General features: G+C 58.0%; 13 protein-coding genes. 4 read left to right on the forward strand and 9 right to left on the reverse strand.

Annotation, left to right across the window (positions count from 1 at the left end; genetic code table 11):
* Window positions 1–120: 120 nt before the first annotated feature.
* From ITX55_RS16225 to ITX55_RS16260, 8 genes are all read right to left on the reverse strand, one after another.
* Window positions 121–969: an ATP-grasp fold amidoligase family protein gene (locus tag ITX55_RS16225; RefSeq protein WP_033643436.1), complete on the reverse strand. Its 849-nt coding sequence runs from the start codon at window positions 967–969 to the stop codon at window positions 121–123.
* A complete protein-coding gene (locus tag ITX55_RS16230; RefSeq protein WP_033643437.1) occupies window positions 959–2,248 on the reverse strand; it encodes a flippase in 1,290 nt (429 codons plus the stop codon). Before ITX55_RS16230 ends, ITX55_RS16225 begins: the two co-directional genes overlap by 11 nt.
* A 4-nt stretch (window positions 2,249–2,252) precedes the next feature.
* Complete coding sequence (locus tag ITX55_RS16235; RefSeq protein ID WP_108680961.1) at window positions 2,253–4,424, reverse strand: polysaccharide biosynthesis tyrosine autokinase; 2,172 nt, start codon at window positions 4,422–4,424, stop codon at window positions 2,253–2,255.
* Window positions 4,425–4,451: 27 nt separating this feature from the next.
* Window positions 4,452–5,585 (reverse strand): polysaccharide export protein, encoded by a 1,134-nt coding sequence (locus ITX55_RS16240; RefSeq protein ID WP_033650895.1) that lies wholly within the window; start codon window positions 5,583–5,585, stop codon window positions 4,452–4,454.
* 45 nt (window positions 5,586–5,630) lie between these two features.
* Window positions 5,631–6,680 carry a UDP-N-acetylglucosamine--undecaprenyl-phosphate N-acetylglucosaminephosphotransferase gene (gene wecA / locus ITX55_RS16245; RefSeq protein ID WP_108680963.1) on the reverse strand — a complete coding sequence of 350 codons (1,050 nt, stop codon included), beginning with the start codon at window positions 6,678–6,680 and terminating at the stop codon, window positions 5,631–5,633.
* A 173-nt stretch (window positions 6,681–6,853) separates the two neighbouring features.
* Entirely contained in the window at window positions 6,854–7,816 is a 963-nt protein-coding gene (locus ITX55_RS16250) for an NAD(P)-dependent oxidoreductase (RefSeq protein ID WP_033643442.1), read from the reverse strand.
* Between the two features lie 178 nt (window positions 7,817–7,994).
* Window positions 7,995–8,894 carry a transcriptional regulator gene (locus ITX55_RS16255; RefSeq protein WP_033650894.1) on the reverse strand — a complete coding sequence of 300 codons (900 nt, stop codon included), beginning with the start codon at window positions 8,892–8,894 and terminating at the stop codon, window positions 7,995–7,997.
* 771 nt (window positions 8,895–9,665) lie between these two features.
* Window positions 9,666–11,060: a NarK family nitrate/nitrite MFS transporter gene (locus ITX55_RS16260; RefSeq protein ID WP_033650893.1), complete on the reverse strand. Its 1,395-nt coding sequence runs from the start codon at window positions 11,058–11,060 to the stop codon at window positions 9,666–9,668.
* 351 nt (window positions 11,061–11,411) lie between these two features.
* Here ITX55_RS16260 and narX point away from each other — a divergent pair, with 351 nt between their 5' ends.
* Window positions 11,412–13,196 (forward strand): nitrate/nitrite two-component system sensor histidine kinase NarX, encoded by a 1,785-nt coding sequence (gene narX, locus ITX55_RS16265; RefSeq protein ID WP_033643445.1) that lies wholly within the window; start codon window positions 11,412–11,414, stop codon window positions 13,194–13,196.
* A 10-nt stretch (window positions 13,197–13,206) separates the two neighbouring features.
* Window positions 13,207–13,857 (forward strand): two-component system response regulator NarL, encoded by a 651-nt coding sequence (narL, locus tag ITX55_RS16270; protein ID WP_223085214.1) that lies wholly within the window; start codon window positions 13,207–13,209, stop codon window positions 13,855–13,857.
* On the opposite strand, the gene ITX55_RS16275 is transcribed toward narL, so the two are convergent.
* On the reverse strand, window positions 13,854–15,365 hold the full coding sequence (locus ITX55_RS16275; protein ID WP_108680969.1) for a YchO/YchP family invasin: 1,512 nt from the start codon (window positions 15,363–15,365) through the stop codon (window positions 13,854–13,856). The genes narL and ITX55_RS16275 overlap by 4 nt on opposite strands.
* Before the next feature lie 430 nt (window positions 15,366–15,795).
* Between ITX55_RS16275 and ITX55_RS16280 the strand changes: the two genes are divergently transcribed.
* A complete protein-coding gene (locus tag ITX55_RS16280) occupies window positions 15,796–16,578 on the forward strand; it encodes an A24 family peptidase (protein WP_223085215.1) in 783 nt (260 codons plus the stop codon).
* A 97-nt stretch (window positions 16,579–16,675) separates the two neighbouring features.
* Window positions 16,676–17,944, forward strand: coding sequence for an EpsG family protein (locus ITX55_RS16285; RefSeq protein WP_033650891.1), 1,269 nt, complete (start codon window positions 16,676–16,678; stop codon window positions 17,942–17,944).
* The last annotated feature ends 28 nt before the right edge of the window (window positions 17,945–17,972 follow it).

Raw genomic sequence — 17,972 nt, forward strand, 5'->3', positions numbered from 1 at the left:
GCTATTATCAACTGGCGAGTGCAGCCTGATGCCAGAGAAAAAGTTTGTTATCGCAGCATATCCCTGCCCGGTTATCCCCCCGCCTCGGGTCGAGTACGCGCAGCCAACGGCCTGTTTCAGCTACGTATGAAAATACCCTCCCCATTCTTGTTCAATCGTTTCTGGCATCAGCCGTTGTAATCCGGCCCCCGGGGTGAAAGTCAGCTCGCCAAAATAAATGCGATCCTGCACCTGATAAAAATCGACGCGTACGTACGAGAATTGTTCCGCCACCTGGCGCGCCAGCCGCAGCATCTCCTTTAGCCCGCTGGGGCGCGACATCGGCACGTCGCTGTTCGGCACGCCCATGCGGATCTCGGTGCGGTTCCAGTCCGCATCAAAGAAATCGCGGCGATGATCGATAAAGCGCTGATAATCGATCTGAATAAAGAAGCGCACCTCACCGTCAAGATTAAAACAGTGGATCTTGATGTCGTTCGGTATTTGCCCTTCGTCGATCAGCATTCTTTCCACCATGATGCAAGGTGGAATATCTTTATAATGCCGCTCGCGATAAACCTGATAAAAACTTTGCCGCAGCCAACTGTTGGTCAACACCCGCAGTTCGTTATAACCGGTTTGGCTTTTATCAAATACCAGCTTGTTATATCCGCTGCCATGGTTGGCTTTAATCACAAACGACTCGGGCAGCTGCTGATACATCTCTTCCGTAAATTCGTTGCCGTGCGCGTAAAGATCGATCAAATACTCTTTACCCCATAGCTGTTCGATATACTCTCTCACCCGATATTTATCGGATAGCTGCGTATATATCGCCAGTGGATAAACTTTCCTACGCATCAGTTTTTCGCTGTACCCCACCGGATGGGCCAGATGCGGCACCTTGCGGAAAAACATTGCGTATTTTAACTGATGATATATTGCATCGGGCATACGTCGGTATAACCCTTTCACCAGATTATTTAACATATATTTCTCGTACCTTCCCTATTAATTGCGGAAAACACCGATAGCAAGTCACCTGCAAACGCGTAATTTTTCCTCCTCTGAAAAAGCTGTTGAGCACAAAGAATGAAATAAACTCCGTGATCAACGTCGATATCGCCGCGCCCATGATCCCGTAGCGCGGGATCAGGATGAAATTCATCACCACGTTGGCCAACGCCGCCAGCGGCATTTTGATGGCGATGAATCGATAGCCGCTGAACAGCACGATGGCGCGGTAAGACACCGTTCCCATCACCGAGAACAGCGACGTCACCGAGCACAGCGCCAAAATGGTCGCCGTTTGCCGGTAACTTTCGCCGAACATCAGCGCGACTATCTGCTGCGGAAACAGCGACAGCACCGCGATCACTGGCATCGAAAGCACCAGCACCATCAGATACAGCTGGCGAATGCGCGCCTCTTGTTCCTGCTCCGAACCGGCGTTCGCCACGCCTGGCATCATCGACATGATCAGCGCGATGGGCACGAATACCCACCCCTGGCTCAGCGTGATGGCGGCGCTGTAAAGCCCGACGCTGTGTTCTCCCAAATAGTTGCCCAGCATGATCTGATCGATGCGCGTATAAATGACGATCGACAGGCTGGAGATCGCCAGCGGCAAGCCGACGCTGAACAGGTAGCGGCCGTAGCGCCGTTTGTGTCTGCCGCTGATCGCCGGCATCTGCGCCTGCTCGCGACGGAACAGCACCCAGCGCACCGCATAAGGCAGCAGGCTGCTCAGCACATAGGGCAGCGCAAACCACACCAGCGGCAATTGCGCGTACACCAGGCCGAGCCGCATCACGATCGACAGCAACAGCGCAACGTTGTTGATCAACGTGTTCAACTTCGACTTCAGCAGCGCGTCGTAATAGATTTTGTAGACGTCCTGCACGGAGAAATACGCGCTGATCAACATCAGCAGCATCATGATTTGGTTGGTGCGATCCTGCGTCAACAGCGTCCAGGCCATCAGCGGCAGCGCGATCAGCGCAAACAGCTGGCGGCGGATGCGCATCGAAGCCAGCATCAGCCGCATGCCGCTCCGGCGCCGTTTGGCGACGCGGTTGAACAGCACTGCGTCCGCCCCCAGCTGCACCAGCGGCACGGCGATGGCGATCACCGACAGCAAGTAGTTAATCAAACCGTATTGCGCCGGCCCGAGATAGCGCGCGACGTACACCGAAACGAAAATCCCCGACAGACTCAGCGATACCCGCTCCAGCATTAACCACAAAGAGTTCATCAGCATCGCTTTCATGCGCTTACGGCACCTTTTCTTCCTGATGGCTCGGATAGGCGAAGGCGTAGTAACCCGCATCGGCGGCGGATTTTTTCACCATGCCGTTGAGGATCACGCCTTTGATCGCCACGCCATTCTGTTCGAAACGGCGCATGCTGGTTTCGATCTGCTTGACGGTGTTCACTTCAAAACGCACCACCAGCAGCGAGGTGCCGGCGTGATGACCGACGATCGCCGCATCCGTCACCGCCAGAATCGGCGGCGTATCGATCAGCACCAGATCGTAGTGTTGCCCGGCCCAGCGCAGGAAGTCAGCGAAGCGGCGATGCATCAGCAGTTCGGACGGATTCGGCGGCACCTGGCCGCGCGGCACGAAGTCCAGGTTGGCGATGGCGGTTTTCCGCACCGCCTGTTCCGCCATCACGTCGCCCACCAGCATGTCGGACAAACCGCGATGTCCATCCTCGGCCAGCCAGCGATGCAGGAAGCCTTTGCGCATATCCGCGTCGATCAGCAACACCCGCTGCCCGGCCTGCGCCACTACCACCGCCAGGTTGGTGCTGGTGAAGCTCTTGCCGCTTTCCGGGCTGGCGCCGGAGACCATCAGAATATTGTTTTTGGCTTCCAGCATGGCGAAATGCAGGCTGGTGCGCAGGCTGCGGATTGCCTCCACCGACAGATCCGTCGGCTCGGCCACCGCCAGGATCGGCAGGCGCCGGCCGCCGGATTTGGGCAACAGATGACGCTGCTCGCGGTTGCGCTTCACCTGCCACGGCGACAGCGGCACGGTGGCGTAGACGTTGATGCCCCGTTTCTCCAGCGTATCGATATCATTGATGCCGCGGTGGAAGGCCGCGCGCAACAGCACCACCGCGGCGGCGCCCCCGGCGCCCAGCAGCAGCGCCAACAGCACGATCAGCATCTTTTGCGGCTGGATCGGCCGAATGGCGGTTTCCGCTTCATCGATGATGCGCACGTTGCCTACCGTGCCGGCCTTGCTGATGCTCAGCTCCTGCTGCTTGTTCATCAGCTGCATGTAAACCTGCTGATCCACCTGCACGTCTCGGGTGAGACGCAGGATCTCCTGCTGCATTTTCGGCAGCGTCTGCACCTGTTTGCCCAGCCGCGCCTTTTCCGCTTCCAGCGTGGCGCGCTTTTCCAGCAGCGCCCGGTAAGCCGGGTGCGCGCGGGTATAGAGCTTGGAGATCTCCGCTTCCTTGAAGGTCAGTTCATTGAGCTGCGCTTCGAGCTGCACCTGCGTGTCCAACACCGATTTGGCTTCCAGCGACAGATCCACCGAGTCGTTTTGCTGACGGAACTGATTGAGCTGGGTTTCGGCGTTGTTGAGCGAGGTTTGCGTTTGCGGCAGTTGCTCTTGCAGGAACGCGAGCATTCGCTGCGCCTCTTCCGTTTTGCGATCCACGTTCTGCTGCAGGTAGTTGTCGGTGATGTTCTTCAGCACCGCCTCGGCGCGCTGCGGATCTTCGCTCGGCAGCGTAAAGGTCATGATGCCGCTGTCTTTACCGCCCGGCACTACGTCAAGATTTTTGCGCAGATCGTCCACCGCTTTCTGGCGCGCGACTTTGACCACCGTGAAGCTGGCGCCCGGCGCCGCGTCCAGCGCCGAGACGGCCATGTTCCATCCGCCCTGCGCCACCGGCTGCCCGACCGCGCCGCTGAACAGTTTGGCGCCGTCATGGCTCAGCTCGTAATGCTGCCCATCGCGCACCGTCAGCGTCAGCGCTTCGCCCTCCATTTCCGGCGGCGTCGTCAACGTGGTGATGTCCAGCACCGGCGCCTTTTCGCCGCTCAGTCGGGCAAAACCTTTACCGAATACCGGGAAGTAGTCCGGCTCGACGCGCACCGTCAGGCCAAGGGCATCCACCGTTTTGCCGAGCACGTAGCGCGACTTGGCCAGCGTCACTTCATCCTGCGTCGCCGAATTCTGCCCCATCGAGCTGTCCAGCGTTTCGCGCAGCAGCGAGTCGCCGGACAGCTGTTTCTCCACCTGCACCACCGCCGTGGCCTGATACACCGGGGTCGCCAACAGGGCATAGGCGACGCCCAGCGCGCCGGCCACGCCGGTTACGACGGCGATCCGCCAGCGGTTATCCCAAAGCGGCCCTACCAGACGCTCCCACTCCAGTTTTTCATCTTGTTCGGCCACCATCACGGACAGCGCATTGTTCTTCATCTTCTGTTCCTTATTCATCCTGCGGATTTACCAGTTGCGCACGCGCAAGGTAGCCTCGCTGAGATCGTTAAAGCTGCTGATGGTCGGCACCAGCTGGCTGATCAAACGGTTCCAGCGCGCGACCGGCGCCGCAGTGACGTACACGACGTCGTAAGGTTGCAGCTGAAATTCAGCGCCCATCGCCAGCGCGCTGGCGTCGGAAAGATCGAACTGATACAGCGTCGCCAGCCGCTGCGGCGTTTTGCCGCCGCTCGGCCGGATCACGAATACCCCGGTCGCATCCGCGACCGTCTGGCTGATCCCTTCGGAAGAGCCGAGGGCCTCGGTCAACGTCATGCCGCTGCGATCCATCTTCAGCGTCGCTTGCTTGCCCACTTCGCCCATCACGAACACTTTCAGTTCGTCATTGCGCGGGACGTAAAGGATGTCACCCGGCTGCAGCAACGCGTTCTGACTGATGTCGCCGCGCTGCATCAGCGCCTGCAGCGAGATGGCCCGATCCTTGCCCTGATGGGTCAGCACCACGTTGCGCCAGTCGGCGTTCTCCGTCAGGCCGCCGGCGGCGTTGATCGCATCCAGGATGGTCAGCGGCACGTTGGTGATCGCCTGCTGGCCGGAGGTTTTCACCTCACCGGTCACATAAGCCTTCTGCGAACGGAAAGCGGCGATGCTGACATCCACCTGCGGGCTTTCCACATACTGCGCCAGACGGCCGGCGATCAGGCTGCGCACTTCGGTGACGGTTTTGCCCACCACCGCCACTCGCCCGATATAGGGATAAAAAATCGTGCCATCGGCATGGACCCAGTTACCGGTGTCGCTGGCGCTGCGGTACTGCCCGGCCGGCGTAGTCAGCTCAGGGTGATCCCAGACGGTGACGTTCAACACGTCGCCGACGCCGATACGGTATTGATAGTTCTGCAGCCGCTGATCCAGCGCCGGGTTCGGCCGGGCGACCGGTTCTACGCGCCGCATTTTCTGCAGCAACATCGGCGACATGCGGTAGACCTGCACCTGGTTATTCAAATCAAAACCGTCGTCTTGCTGCACGACGACGGCTTTTCCGCTGGTAGGTAAATGTGAGCCGGGAATCACCGTACACCCGCTCAACAGCGCGGAGGTAAAGGCCAACGGCATCAAAAGAGGCAAATGAAAATTCATGGAAGTACCGTGATAAACGGGCTGCCGCCGCAGCCCGTGAGGGGATTAACGGCCGACGGTCGGATTATCGCTGAACACCGTCGCCTGACGCGGCTCGCGCAACAGGGCGAAATAGCCGCAAAAACAGAGCAGAAACGCCACCAGCATCAAACTCTCTTGCAGTTTCAGCACTTCACTGCAAATGCCGATGCAGGCCAGCGTCACCGCCAGCATGGTGCTCATCGCCAGCGCCTGGCGCGCATTCAGTCCGCGACGCATCAGAATATGGTGCAAATGATCGCGCCCCGCTTTGAATGGGCTTTGGCGGCGCAGCAGGCGGCGCACCATCACCGTCACCATGTCCATCAGAGGAATGGCGATCAGCCACAGCGCGGTCACCGGGCGCATCACCGCCTGCGGTCCCTGGGTCGCCAGCAACACCAGCCACAGCACGCTGAAGCCAATCACCATGCTGCCGGCATCCCCCATAAAGATCTTGCTGCGGGCACCGAACAGACTCAGGTTGAACAGCAGATAAGCCGCCAGAGCGGCGATCAGGCCCAGACACCACAGCGCCAGGTCTTCCCGGCCGCCCAGCCCGAACACGATGGCCAGCGCGACGAAGGTGACGCAGGACAAAGCGCCCAACTGCCCATCGATGCCATCCACCATGTTGTAGGCATTGATCGCTCCCCATACCGCCAGCGGCGTGAGCAGCAACGCGCCATAGCCGAGCATCACTTCCTGATGCCCCCAGACAAAACCCAGCGAGGAGAGTTGCATCCCTGCCGCCAGCATCATCGCCAGCGCGATCCCTCCCTGCACCATGACGCGCGGCGCCACGGGCAGATCAAAGCGGTCATCCAGCACGCCCAACACCACCAGCGCCGTTATGCACAGCAGGTAGATCGTGCTTTCGGGCAGCCAGGCGGGTTGCCACAGCGTCATCAGCATCAGCGTCAGGTACACGGCGATGCCGCCGACCAGCGGAATGTGCCCCAGATGTTGCTTGCGCGCATTGGGCTTATCCACTAACCCCACCACCAAGGCGGCGCGGCGGGCAATAAGCACCCACGCCACCGCCAGCACAAATATCACGCTCAGTTGATATAACATCGTTCCTCCAGCGAATAAGCACGCTACCGCCCTTGAGTTACAGCTCCCAATGCGCTATTAACAAAAACAAAATTGATCCGGCCAGGATATAAGTCAGCATGCGCTAATCCTGAAAATGCAGATTTATCCGCTTGTCAGCGAAAATATCGAAATAACGTCAGCGTGCGATTAAGTTATCTATCAGAAAACTCATGTTTAATGGTTCTTTCGATTGCCGAATCAAGTTCGACCGGCGCCACGAAATTATTCTGCACATTGCTTTTAAATTGCGTTCTGGCACAGAATTTCTGCACTCTGACGCGACTAATTGGAAATTTCTTGCGACTTATTTTACTCACGACATCCAATGCGGTTGCGCCGCATATTCCCAAGGCGTAAGGAATGCGAATCGTCTTATTTTCCCTGCCCAATGAAGAGGAAATAACGTCGACCAGCTGATTCATCGTAAAGTCCGGTTTATCGACATAGTTGCTGACCTGATAACTGGACTGCTGATCCAACGCATGCTCCAGCCGTGCAGCAATATTCTCGACGTAAGCCATCGACTTCATATTATTGCCGCTGCCAATCATCACGAAACGGCCGCTGGCGATCTGGCGGAACAGGTTATACACGTTGCCGCGGTTGCCTTCGCCGAACACCACCGTCGGACGGATGATGGTCAATTTATTTGCGGCGTCTGCCTTGCGCCAGGCCTCATAAACATATTCCGCCTCGAGCTTGGACTTGCCGTAATGGTTGAAAGGTTCGAAACGCCCTTCTTCGCCGGTTTCCTGCTTGACGAACCCGTAAACGGCGACCGAGGAGGTGAAAATGATTTGGCGGATATTCAATGCAGAGGCGGTCATGCAGACATGACGTGCGCCTTCGACATTGACCTGATAATAGAGCGAAATGGGATCGACATTGTCCTGATGCTCCGCCGCCAGATTAATGATGGCGTCACAGCCCGCCAGCGGTTCTTGCAAAGTCTGAGGTTGAGTCACATCGCCATACTGATAAAGGGATGGAAAATGTGCACTGGGTTGCTTATCGACGATGACCAATGTCAGATCATCGCGCTTACTGAGACGTTTCGCCAGGCGTGTTCCGATAAAACCGGAACCCCCGATAATAGCTACTTTACGCTTATCCATAATTTGTCACTCAGCAGGTTCTCATTATTCCCGTCACCCGATTGGGACAGGCGCTAATACGCGTTAGGTAATGAGTTCCAGACTGGACAAATCGAACCTGGCTTTCAAATAACAAATTATGAAATAAAAGATTTCATCAAATGTAAAATTATCGCTATAGATAAAACCTCATTCAGCGCTAATTTTTAACATCGTAAGCAACTTGATATTGCAAGGTTTTATTCGGCAATATGAGATTAATCCGACCTTTACCGGTGGAGGAAGAGGTCTCATATTTTACCGGCAATTTCAGCTGGCCTTGTTTAGGATCGACACATTCGATGGTGGCCTGATCCATGTTCTCTCCCTGGTACAGACAGAACAGCGTTTGCGGGCTGTTGGTATGGGGATTATTCAGCGTCAGCGTCAACACCACGCGCGTGTTGTTCTGAATATCATTGATCACCGGCGGACGGGTTTGGTTGCCCAGGACATATGAAAAATGTGAAATAACCAGTAACGAGGCAAACACCGTCAGGTATTTCACCACGCGACTGGCAGGCACGCTGAAAAAGCGGCGCACGGATAGCGACTTCTTTTCATGCGCCGGATCTTGAGAGGAATCCATCGCCGCAACAGGCGCAGAAACGAGGGTCGATTTACGCGGCTTAACTATTTTCTCGTCGTTGGCTACAGGCGATTCATTTTCACTTTCAGAAAGTTCCGCTTGAATATCAACGTCAATATCATCGTTACCGTTTAATATATCATCATCGGCGTAGTCTTCATCTTCAGATATAAAGTGAAAAGCCGCTTGATTTTCCACCTTGTAACCCAAGCGTGGAATGGTTCTGATAAGCGTGTGTTCCGAATCGCTAATTTTCTGACGAATGGATTTAATTGTTTGATTTATCGTTGAATCTGAACAATAGGTTCCTTTCCAGATATTTTCTATAATTTCCGTTCGGGTAACCAGCTCGGGGGATCTGGCGACAAGCAGCGAAAGAATTTGATACTCCTTCCAACGCAGACGGAATTTCTCCCCGGCAGGAGTCAGAACATCGAGATTCCTAATCTTTATTCTTTTATCAAGATTCACTTTTAATTTCCTTAGCGTGCCTGTCCTGCACACTTTGTATAGAAATATCAAAAAATGTTCAAGAAATTAAATGTAAACTCAACAGGTTGCATTCATCGGATATTGGCTTTTATAAAAATTTTCTGATTTCATTTTTTACATTAAGCCTGATTCAGGATGTTCCGTTTATCCAAACGACTCTATTTCCCTGTTGGCAACATGGATTTCTTTCCTGGCTACCGTAAAATTCAAACTAGCACCTCTTTGATTTAGAAAGAAAAAACTAACGGCGTTGCTTGATTGTTAATCGAATGAAATTGTGAAATTTCATTCTTCGCCCTGAATTCATTCTGTTTTTCCACCTAATCTGAACGTCAGATAGACTACAAAAAGACGGAAAAAACAGAATGAGAGTTATCTGATTTAACTCCGGCGTTCATTCCATCCAACGGGCGCAGCATCTAAGACAAAACCCTATTGCTGATTTTATAATACGCACATCAATTAGGTATTCTCCTAAGCAATTTCATTTAAACGCAGGAAAAAGCATTAATTGTTTAATAGTAAGAACACGCTCAACAAAACGAAAAAACCGCGTGAATAATATAAACCTTTTGTGAGAAAGGATTCATACATTGAGAGATATAACTATAAAAAAAGAAAAAAACGGCAAGCGGGGGTGAGAATTTTACCTAAAGGCAGAAAATTTCACTGAGGAGGAGAAGAGAGAAGTTTCGGTATGAACGAAATATCCCTCCCCTGTCGGGAGGGATAGAGAAAGTCGTTTGACACTCAGGCTTTTTTCTTGCGGCCATACACCGCCCAGGTGATCACGACGCACAAAATGTAAAATACCAGGAACACTTTCATCGCGCCCGCAGGTGAACCGGTCAGCGCCAGTGAGGTGCCAAAGGCCTGCGGAATGAAGAAGCCGCCGGCGGCGCCAATCGCCGAGATAAAGCCCAATGCGGCGGCGGAATCGGTTACTGCCTCACGCTGCGCGCTTTCATCGCTGCCGCCGGCCGCTTTAACGCGATCGACGGTGATTTTGCGGAAAATAACGGCGATCATTTGGAAAGTCGATCCGCTGCCCAACCCCGCAGTGAGGAACAGCACCATAAAGATGCCGTAGAAGGCGATGAACGACCCGCCCTCGCCCGCACTCGGCAAGGTCAGGAACAACAGCGCGGCAAAAACGGCCATGACCACAAAGTTGATCAACGTCACCCGCACACCGCCGAAACGGTCAGACAACGCGCCGCCGACCGGCCGCGCCAGCGCCCCCAGGAACGGCCCGAAAAACGCGTAATGCAAGATCACCACGTCGGGGAACTGCGTCTTCGACAGCATGGCGAAGCCGGCGGAGAAACCGATGAAAGAGCCAAAGGTCGCGAGATACAGCAGACTCAGCATCCACAGATGCCCACGCTTGAGCACCGGCAGTTGCTGACGCAGCGATGCCTTGGCCGCCGCCAGATCGTTCATGCCGAACCAGGCCGCCAACGTGCCGACCAGCAGGAACGGCACCCAGATCCAGGCGGCGTTTTCCAGCCACAGCTGGCCCCCCTCCACCTGGTTTTGCGCCGTGCCGCCAAACAGGCCGAACAGGCTGAAGGAAATCGCCAGCGGCGCGACCAGCTGCATGACGCTGACGCCCAGATTGCCCAACCCGCCGTTGAGCCCCAACGCCCCGCCCTGACGCGCTTTCGGGAAGAAGAAGCTGATGTTGGCCATGCTGGAAGCAAAGTTGGCGCCGGCGAAACCGCACAGCAGGGAAATAATGACGAACACGCTGTACGGCGTACTGCTGTCCTGCACCGCAAACCCGAGCCACAGGCAGGGCACCAGCAGGAAGCAGGTGCTGATGGCGGTCCAGCGACGGCCGCCAAACAGCGGGATCACGAAGGAATACGGTACGCGCAAAATGGCGCCCGAGACCGACGGCAGCGCCGTCAGGAGAAACAGCTGGTCGGTGGTAAAATTGAAGCCGACCTTGTTCAGGTTGACCGCGACGGCGCTGAACAGCATCCAGACGCAGAAGGCCAGCAGCAGACAGGGAATGGAAATCCACAGGTTGCGGGTGGCGATGCGCTGGCCACGCTGCTGCCAAAAAGCGCTGTCTTCAGGGCGCCAGTCCTGAATCAGCGCACCGGTTTTCTTTGATGAAGGCGTTGCAAGTTGCGACATAAAAACCTCAGACACGGGGGATCATTCCGCACACCCTAGGGGGCGGCCCCGGCGGCAAAGTTGATGTATATCAACCCGCATGCAAGTAGTTGGCGGCGGAAATGGCGCCTTCATCCCCTTAGGGGTACGCCCTAACCAAAAATTAAATTCATTTAAATCAATAAACTAATCACTATCACTTTCGTTTTCTTGCCGTCTCGACGCGCCCCTGGAAACTAATGGGTACTTCATTCGAGGTATGGGGTTATGCGCAGGGATAATCAAAAATACGGCTGAATCGTGACTTGTTTAGCCCCATCGCCGCCTTCGCCCCTGAGCTTCAGCGGCGCCAAACGCCAGGAATCCGCACTTATGAAACGCCTGTTGGCCCCGCTTTCGATCGTGAATCAGGTCGCCCTGCTGATGTTGCTGTCGGGCATGCTGGGCGTGGCCGGCATGGGGATTTCCGCCTGGATGTCGCAAAGCATTCAGGGCAACGCGCACGCCATCAACAAGGCCGGCTCGCTGCGCATGCAAAGCTACCGGCTGCTGGCGCAGGTGCCGCTGGATGAACGGCACGAAGCGCTGATCCGGGAACTGGAGCGCGACGAAAACAGCCCCGACCTGCAGCGTTCGGTGGAGCAGGAAGGGTTGACGCAGCCTTTCAACGCCCTGCGCGACTATTGGCAACAGACGCTGCAACCTCGCCTGCGCAGCGCGCAGCAGCCGGCCGACGCCGCGCCCCAGGTCGCGCACTTCGTGCGGTTGTTGGATAAGCTGGTGTCGGATATCGACAGGCAAACCGAACGCCGCCTGCTGATGGTGACGCTGGTGCAGGCCGGTTTTATCGCGCTGACGCTACTGCTGTTGATCGGCACCACCTGCTACCTGCGGCGCCGGTTGCTGCATCCCTGGCGGCAACTGGTGGAGATGGCCCTGGCGGTAGGCCGCGGTGATTTTAGCCGCCGCTTTGCGCAGCGCGGCCATCAGGATGAAATGGCGTCGCTCGGCGGCGCGTTGAACACCATGTCCGACGAGCTGTCGGCCACCTACAGCGGGCTGGAGCAGCGCGTGGCCGAGAAGACCGCCGACCTGCAGCAGAAAAATCAGGTGCTGAGCTTCCTCTATCGCGCCAGCCGCCAGCTGCACGCCAGCGAGCCGCTGTGCAGTCGCCTGACGCCGCTGCTCAACCAATTGCAAACCCTGACGCCGCTGCGCGCCATTCAGGTGCGGCTGTATGAAAACGACAGCCGGGAACCGCTGCTGCAGCTGAGCGGCAACCAACCGCTAAGGCCGGAGCATTGCCATAACCCGGTGTGCAGCGCCTGCCTGAACGACAGCGACCGCCAGTATCCCAACAATCCGTCGCTGAGCTGGAGCCTGAGCGACAAGCTCGGCGACTACGGCGTGATCGTGGCGCAACATGCGCCGCAGCAACCGCTGAACGATGAACATCGCCAACTGATCAATACCCTGGTGGAACAGCTGACCAGCGTGCTGGCCATCGAACGTCAGGTCGACCACCAGCAGCAGTTGATGCTGATGGAGGAGCGGGCGGCGATCGCCCGCGAGCTGCACGACTCCATCGCCCAATCGCTCTCCTGCCTGAAAATGCAGATCGCCTGTCTGCAGATGCAGGGGGAAACGCTCTCTGCCGCCAGCCAGGCGCTGGTGCAACAGATGCGTGAAGAGCTGAACGGCGCCTATCGCCAACTGCGCGAACTGCTGACCACCTTCCGTCTGCAGTTGACCGAACCGGGTCTGCTGGCGGCGCTGCAATCGACGGTCGCGGAGTTCAACCCCAAACTGGGCCTGACCATCAGCCTCGATTATCAGCTGGGGCCGCGCACGGTGCCGGCCTATCAGGCCATACACCTGCTGCAGATCGCCCGCGAGGCGCTCAGCAACATCCTTAAGCATGCCGCCGCCAGCGAGGTAAGCATTCAGGTCATCAATAAACGCGGCGAAGTGACCCTGAGCGTATGCGACAACGGACGCGGCCTGCCGGCCGAGACCTCTCGCCCCGACCATTACGGCTTGATCATCATGCGCGATCGCGCCAAGAGCCTGCACGGCCGCTGCGACATTTTACCGCGCAGCGGCGGCGGCACCGAGGTGCGGGTCAGCTTCACGCCGGATAACCACGCCATCGACTAACGGAGACACCATGACGACAGAAACCGCCGCCACCATCTTACTGATCGACGACCACCCCATGCTGCGCAACGGCGTAAAACAGCTGATCGGCATGGACGCTCGCCTGCAGGTCATCGCCGAGGCCAGCAACGGTGAACAAGGGGTCGCGCTGGCGGAGCAGCACGATCCGGATCTGATCCTGCTCGACCTGAACATGCCCGGCATCAACGGGCTGGAAACGCTGGATCGCCTGCGCCAGACCGACCTGTCGGGGCGCATCGTGGTGTTCAGCGTATCCAACCATGAAGACGACGTCGTCAGCGCGCTCAAGCGCGGCGCCGACGGCTATCTGCTGAAAGACATGGAGCCGGAGGATCTGCTGAAGGCGCTGCATCAGGCGGCGGCCGGGCAGATGGTGCTCAGCGAAACGCTGACGCCGATCCTCGCCGCCAGCCTGCGGGAAAACCACCCAAGCGCCGAGCGCGATATTCAGCAACTGACGCCGCGCGAACGGGATATCCTGAAGCTGATCGCCCAGGGGCTGCCGAACAAGCTGATCGCCCGCCGCCTCACCATCACGGAAAGCACCGTCAAGGTACACGTCAAACACCTGCTGAAAAAGATGAAGCTGAAATCCCGCGTCGAGGCCGCCGTGTGGGTGTTGCAGGGTAAAAACGGTTAATCGTCGCCGTACAGCGGCCCGGTTTGCGCCGGGATCGGCGGCGGCGTCAGGGTTTGGATCGGCGGCTGATCCGCTTCATCACCGGCGGTCGCCGTCAGCGGCGGCGCCACTTTCAGTTCTATCCAGTTGGACGTCACGCGCTGCTGTTTGTCGTCCTCCAGCGTGACCGACAGCCGATAGCTGTTGGCGGCGCCCGGGGCGTCATCCCACGGCGGCACGATCGTCGTCCAGCCCTGCGGGTCGTTGGCATTGTGCGGCGGTGTCAGGCTCAGCGCCTGCGTATCCCCCTGCCAGCTGACGCGAGAAATCCCGTGCAACGCCTTGATTTCCAGCACCAGCGGCACGGTTTCCCCCGCCTGCAGGCTCCACGGCGGCGTGGCCAGGAACACCTGCAGCGTCTTGCGCTGGCGGAACTCCAGCACCGGCACGTTTTTACGTTCGACAGGATCGTAGCGGCTGCCGCGCAGCGACTTGGCCTGCGCCACATACTCCGGCGAAATCTGCTTGACCAGCGGCACCCCGAGACGGTAGCTCAGCGCCAATTCCACCTGATCCTGGCTCTGCCCGCCCGCACCAATCTTATGCAACGCCTTCATCGTCACCAGCGGCACCGGGGTATAGTTGAGCCCCAGCTGCATCGCGCGCGGATCGTTCTGTTTCTTGCCGCTGCCGAACAGATCGACATTCTCGCCCAGGTACTGTTCATAGCTGAGCGAACCGCCGATTTGGCGATAAAACGGCAAATAGCCCTGCGTCGTGATGTCGTAACCGCGCGCCGGACGGCTGAAAAATACCCCATCGCCGGGCTGTTGCGACAGCGCCGACAGCGGATAGTAATAGTTGGTGGAGAAACGCAGATAGTCCCCCCAGGCTTCCGCCCCCACGCTGCCGCGATTGCGCTGCCGGGCGAAATCGCTGTCGAGCGCCGTGTTGTAACCCAGCAGCCAGTCACCGGCGATCCAGCGTTGCCCCAGCGCGACATTGCCGAGCGCCCCGGCGCTTTGCTGCAGCCAGCCGATTTGGCTGTAGGTCAACAACCCATCGACGTCGTACAACGGGCTGAAGAGCTGGCCGTTGCTGCCGGTAAAATCGCCCTCGCCGTTCATCTTCAGCGACAGCCGGGCGGTTCCCAACGGAGACAGCAGTTCTTGCGCCTGTTGCTGCAGCGCGCCAGTCGCCTGCCCCAGCAAATAATCTTCAGCGCGGCTGCGCATCTGCTGACGTGAAACGTTGTTCAGATCTTTTTCGCCGAGCTGTTTGGCCATCTCGGCCCACTGCTTCTCGCGCGCGGCGTCGTCGGGCGCACCGCCCAGTTCGGGCAAGTTCGCCGCCGGATCTGCGCCGGCCTGTTCGGAAGAGATAACGCTGTCCGGCGCCGGTGGGGATTCGGCGCACGCGGGCGCCGCGCCGGCCAGCCACACCAGCGGTCCGGCCAGCCACGCCGTCTGGCGTCGGCGCCAGAATCGTTTTTTAGTCTTGATGAGTACTGCCTGAATAACGTCTTTCATGACACCGTTGGCTTCCCTCCTTCCTGGAGCACGCCAACCCACTGCTTTGCCGCCGCCATTCCCGCGACAGCGCTGAAAAACCTCACGCCCCCGGCCCGGCGGGAGCGCCTATATCCTCATAGCCTAACGGCTTGGCGAGCAGAAACAATAGGATAAACCCCAATCGCCCCCCAGTGACGTCGTCACTTGTACCCTTTACCGATCCATTCCGGCCGCAGGTGAATTCACCGCATTTTAGCGCCGATTTTGCCGATAAAAAGCACAGTACCCCGCGGCTGCGCGCCACCGCGCAGGGCATTGTACACCCCTGCAATACGCAGCGTGGCGATGCGAACGCCTGCGCATTCCTCACAACCGACCGCGTTTTCCCCTGATGAAATACGCATTTTGCCGTTATTTTAGCCGTCTGTTTACGACTGGCGGAGTCCGGATGTTACTTTCTTTACTGTGGCACGCGCTGTTTTTCACCGCGCTGCTGTCGGCGGGCCTGATCGCCTTCGCGCTCATTACGTGGCTGGAACGTGTGGAGGGCGTCAACGGTCGCCCACAGAGGTTGCGCCTTCAGGGGCCGCTGCTGACGGCACTGGGGCTGGCGTTGGCGACGCTGCCCCTGAGCCTGGCGGCAGCGCCTCGATGGGGGTTAGTGCCGGCCGCGGCGCTCCTGATCGCCCTGGCCTGGCTGGACTGGCGCCATCGGTGGCTGCCGGATCGACTGACTCAGCCGCTGCTGTGGGGCGGGCTACTGTGCAACCTTGACGCTCGCTGGGCGCCGCTGGAAGACGCCGTGCTGGGTGCCGTCGCTGGTTACGGCGCGTTATGCCTGCTCAATGCGCTCTACCGGCTGACGCGGCGGCGTGACGGCATCGGCCAAGGCGATTTCAAACTGCTGGCGGCGCTGGGCGCCTGGCTCGGCTGGACAATGTTGCCGCTGCTGATCTTTCTGGCGGCAGCGTTCGGATTGGGCGTCGCGTTGGCGCGTGGCCTGCACAACCGCCGTGCCTGGCGAACGCCGCAACCGTTCGGTATCGGGTTAGCGGCGGCCGGCTGGCTATGCCTGCTGACCGGTCCCGTCTCACCTGGCCCGCAGTGGAATTTCATTTATTTCACAGCATCAACCCCACATGAAATCGAGGCAGAACGCGGTTCTGCGCGTTTCGCACCGTTTTTACCCAGCCTCGCCGACGGCCATTTTTCCGCTGCCGACAAGGGATGATAACCCGGTGAAATTTTGCCTATTTCACCAAAACTCACTGTGTCCCTTTAGGCCCCGGTGTTATGTTCCCCAGCTGGATCACGCCATGGAGCATCCCATGCAAAACCCGGTCAGGCCACTCGCCGCCCTTCCCGACAGCGAACAGGCGCATTCTTCCGTGCAATGGCTGCTGCTGGGCGCCGTCGCCATCACAGGCGTTTGGTTCGCCCCCTATTTATCGTTGGTGATTTGCAGCGGCTTGATCGCCGCCTTTATGCTGCTGCGCCAGCAACCCGATCGCGTGCTGAATCTCACCGCCTTCCTGCTGCTGACCGTGATATCCGCGGTGCCGCTGGCGACGAAGAACCTCGAGCCGGTGATGAACGACAAGGTGAACTACTACCTTGAGATGCAGCAGTACAGCGGCTACGGCCTGATGGACTGGCTGGCGCAGTTTTCCGGCACCGACTTTGTCTCGCACCTGTTGTTTAAACTGACTGCCACCTGGTTTGGCGTCGGTAATGGCGCATTCGCCGCCTTCTTCCTTATCAGCTTTTCGCTGCTGGCGCTGGGCGTTTACCGCCTTTCGCGCACTTACTTTGCCGTGATCCTGTTTTTGTTCTGCTGCCAGTACAATTTCCAGGGGCTGTACGGCAACCTGTTGCGGCAGGGGCTGGCGCTCTCTTTCCTGGTGCTGGCCGTGTCGGAACAGCACCGCGGCCGCATGTTGCTCTGGATCGTGATGGCGTCCTTCAGCCATTTTTCCGCTTTCCTGTTTCTGCCCTATCTGCTGCTGCCCGCGCGCTGGCGCACCGTGGGCACCCTGCCTGTGCTGGCGCTGTTCGCCGCCTGTTACCTCGGCGGCGCGGTGCTGATGCCTAAACTGATCGCCGTCGTCGGCAACGACTTTCTGGCCTCGCGCGCCGAAGCCTACGTCAGCGGCGACTTCGGTAATAACCCGGTGCGCAAAATCCAAATCACGCTGCTGTACGTCGGCGTGGTGGAGGCGCTGTATCAATTCGCCCGCTACAAGTTCCGCACGCCATCGCCTCAGTTTGTACAAGCCGCCTATGCCGTGCGCCTGATGTTCCTTTATAACTGCGCGGTGTTCTTCGCCACCATCAGCTTTGAAGAGGTGGCCAACCGTTATTCATTCAACATGATGATCTTCGTGCTGATCTTTATGGTGATGGTATGCGGCAATCTGAAAGACGCGGTAAGCCGGGTGCTGCTAACGTTGCTGTGCTTCTCGCTGGGTATCGCGTCCTATCTGTATATCAACCAGGTCGGCGTGCAGCAGTTTTGGTACGGCGATCTGCAGGCGCTGGTGACCGACAGCCTGCCGACAATCCTCAATAAGCTGAATCTCGCCGGCACGCCGTGGTGAGCTCGCCGCGTTAACACCGGCCAGGCCC

Origin of the sequence: Serratia sp. EWG9, from assembly GCF_019913725.1 — a bacterium.
In the GTDB taxonomy this organism is placed as follows: domain Bacteria; phylum Pseudomonadota; class Gammaproteobacteria; order Enterobacterales; family Enterobacteriaceae; genus Serratia; species Serratia ureilytica.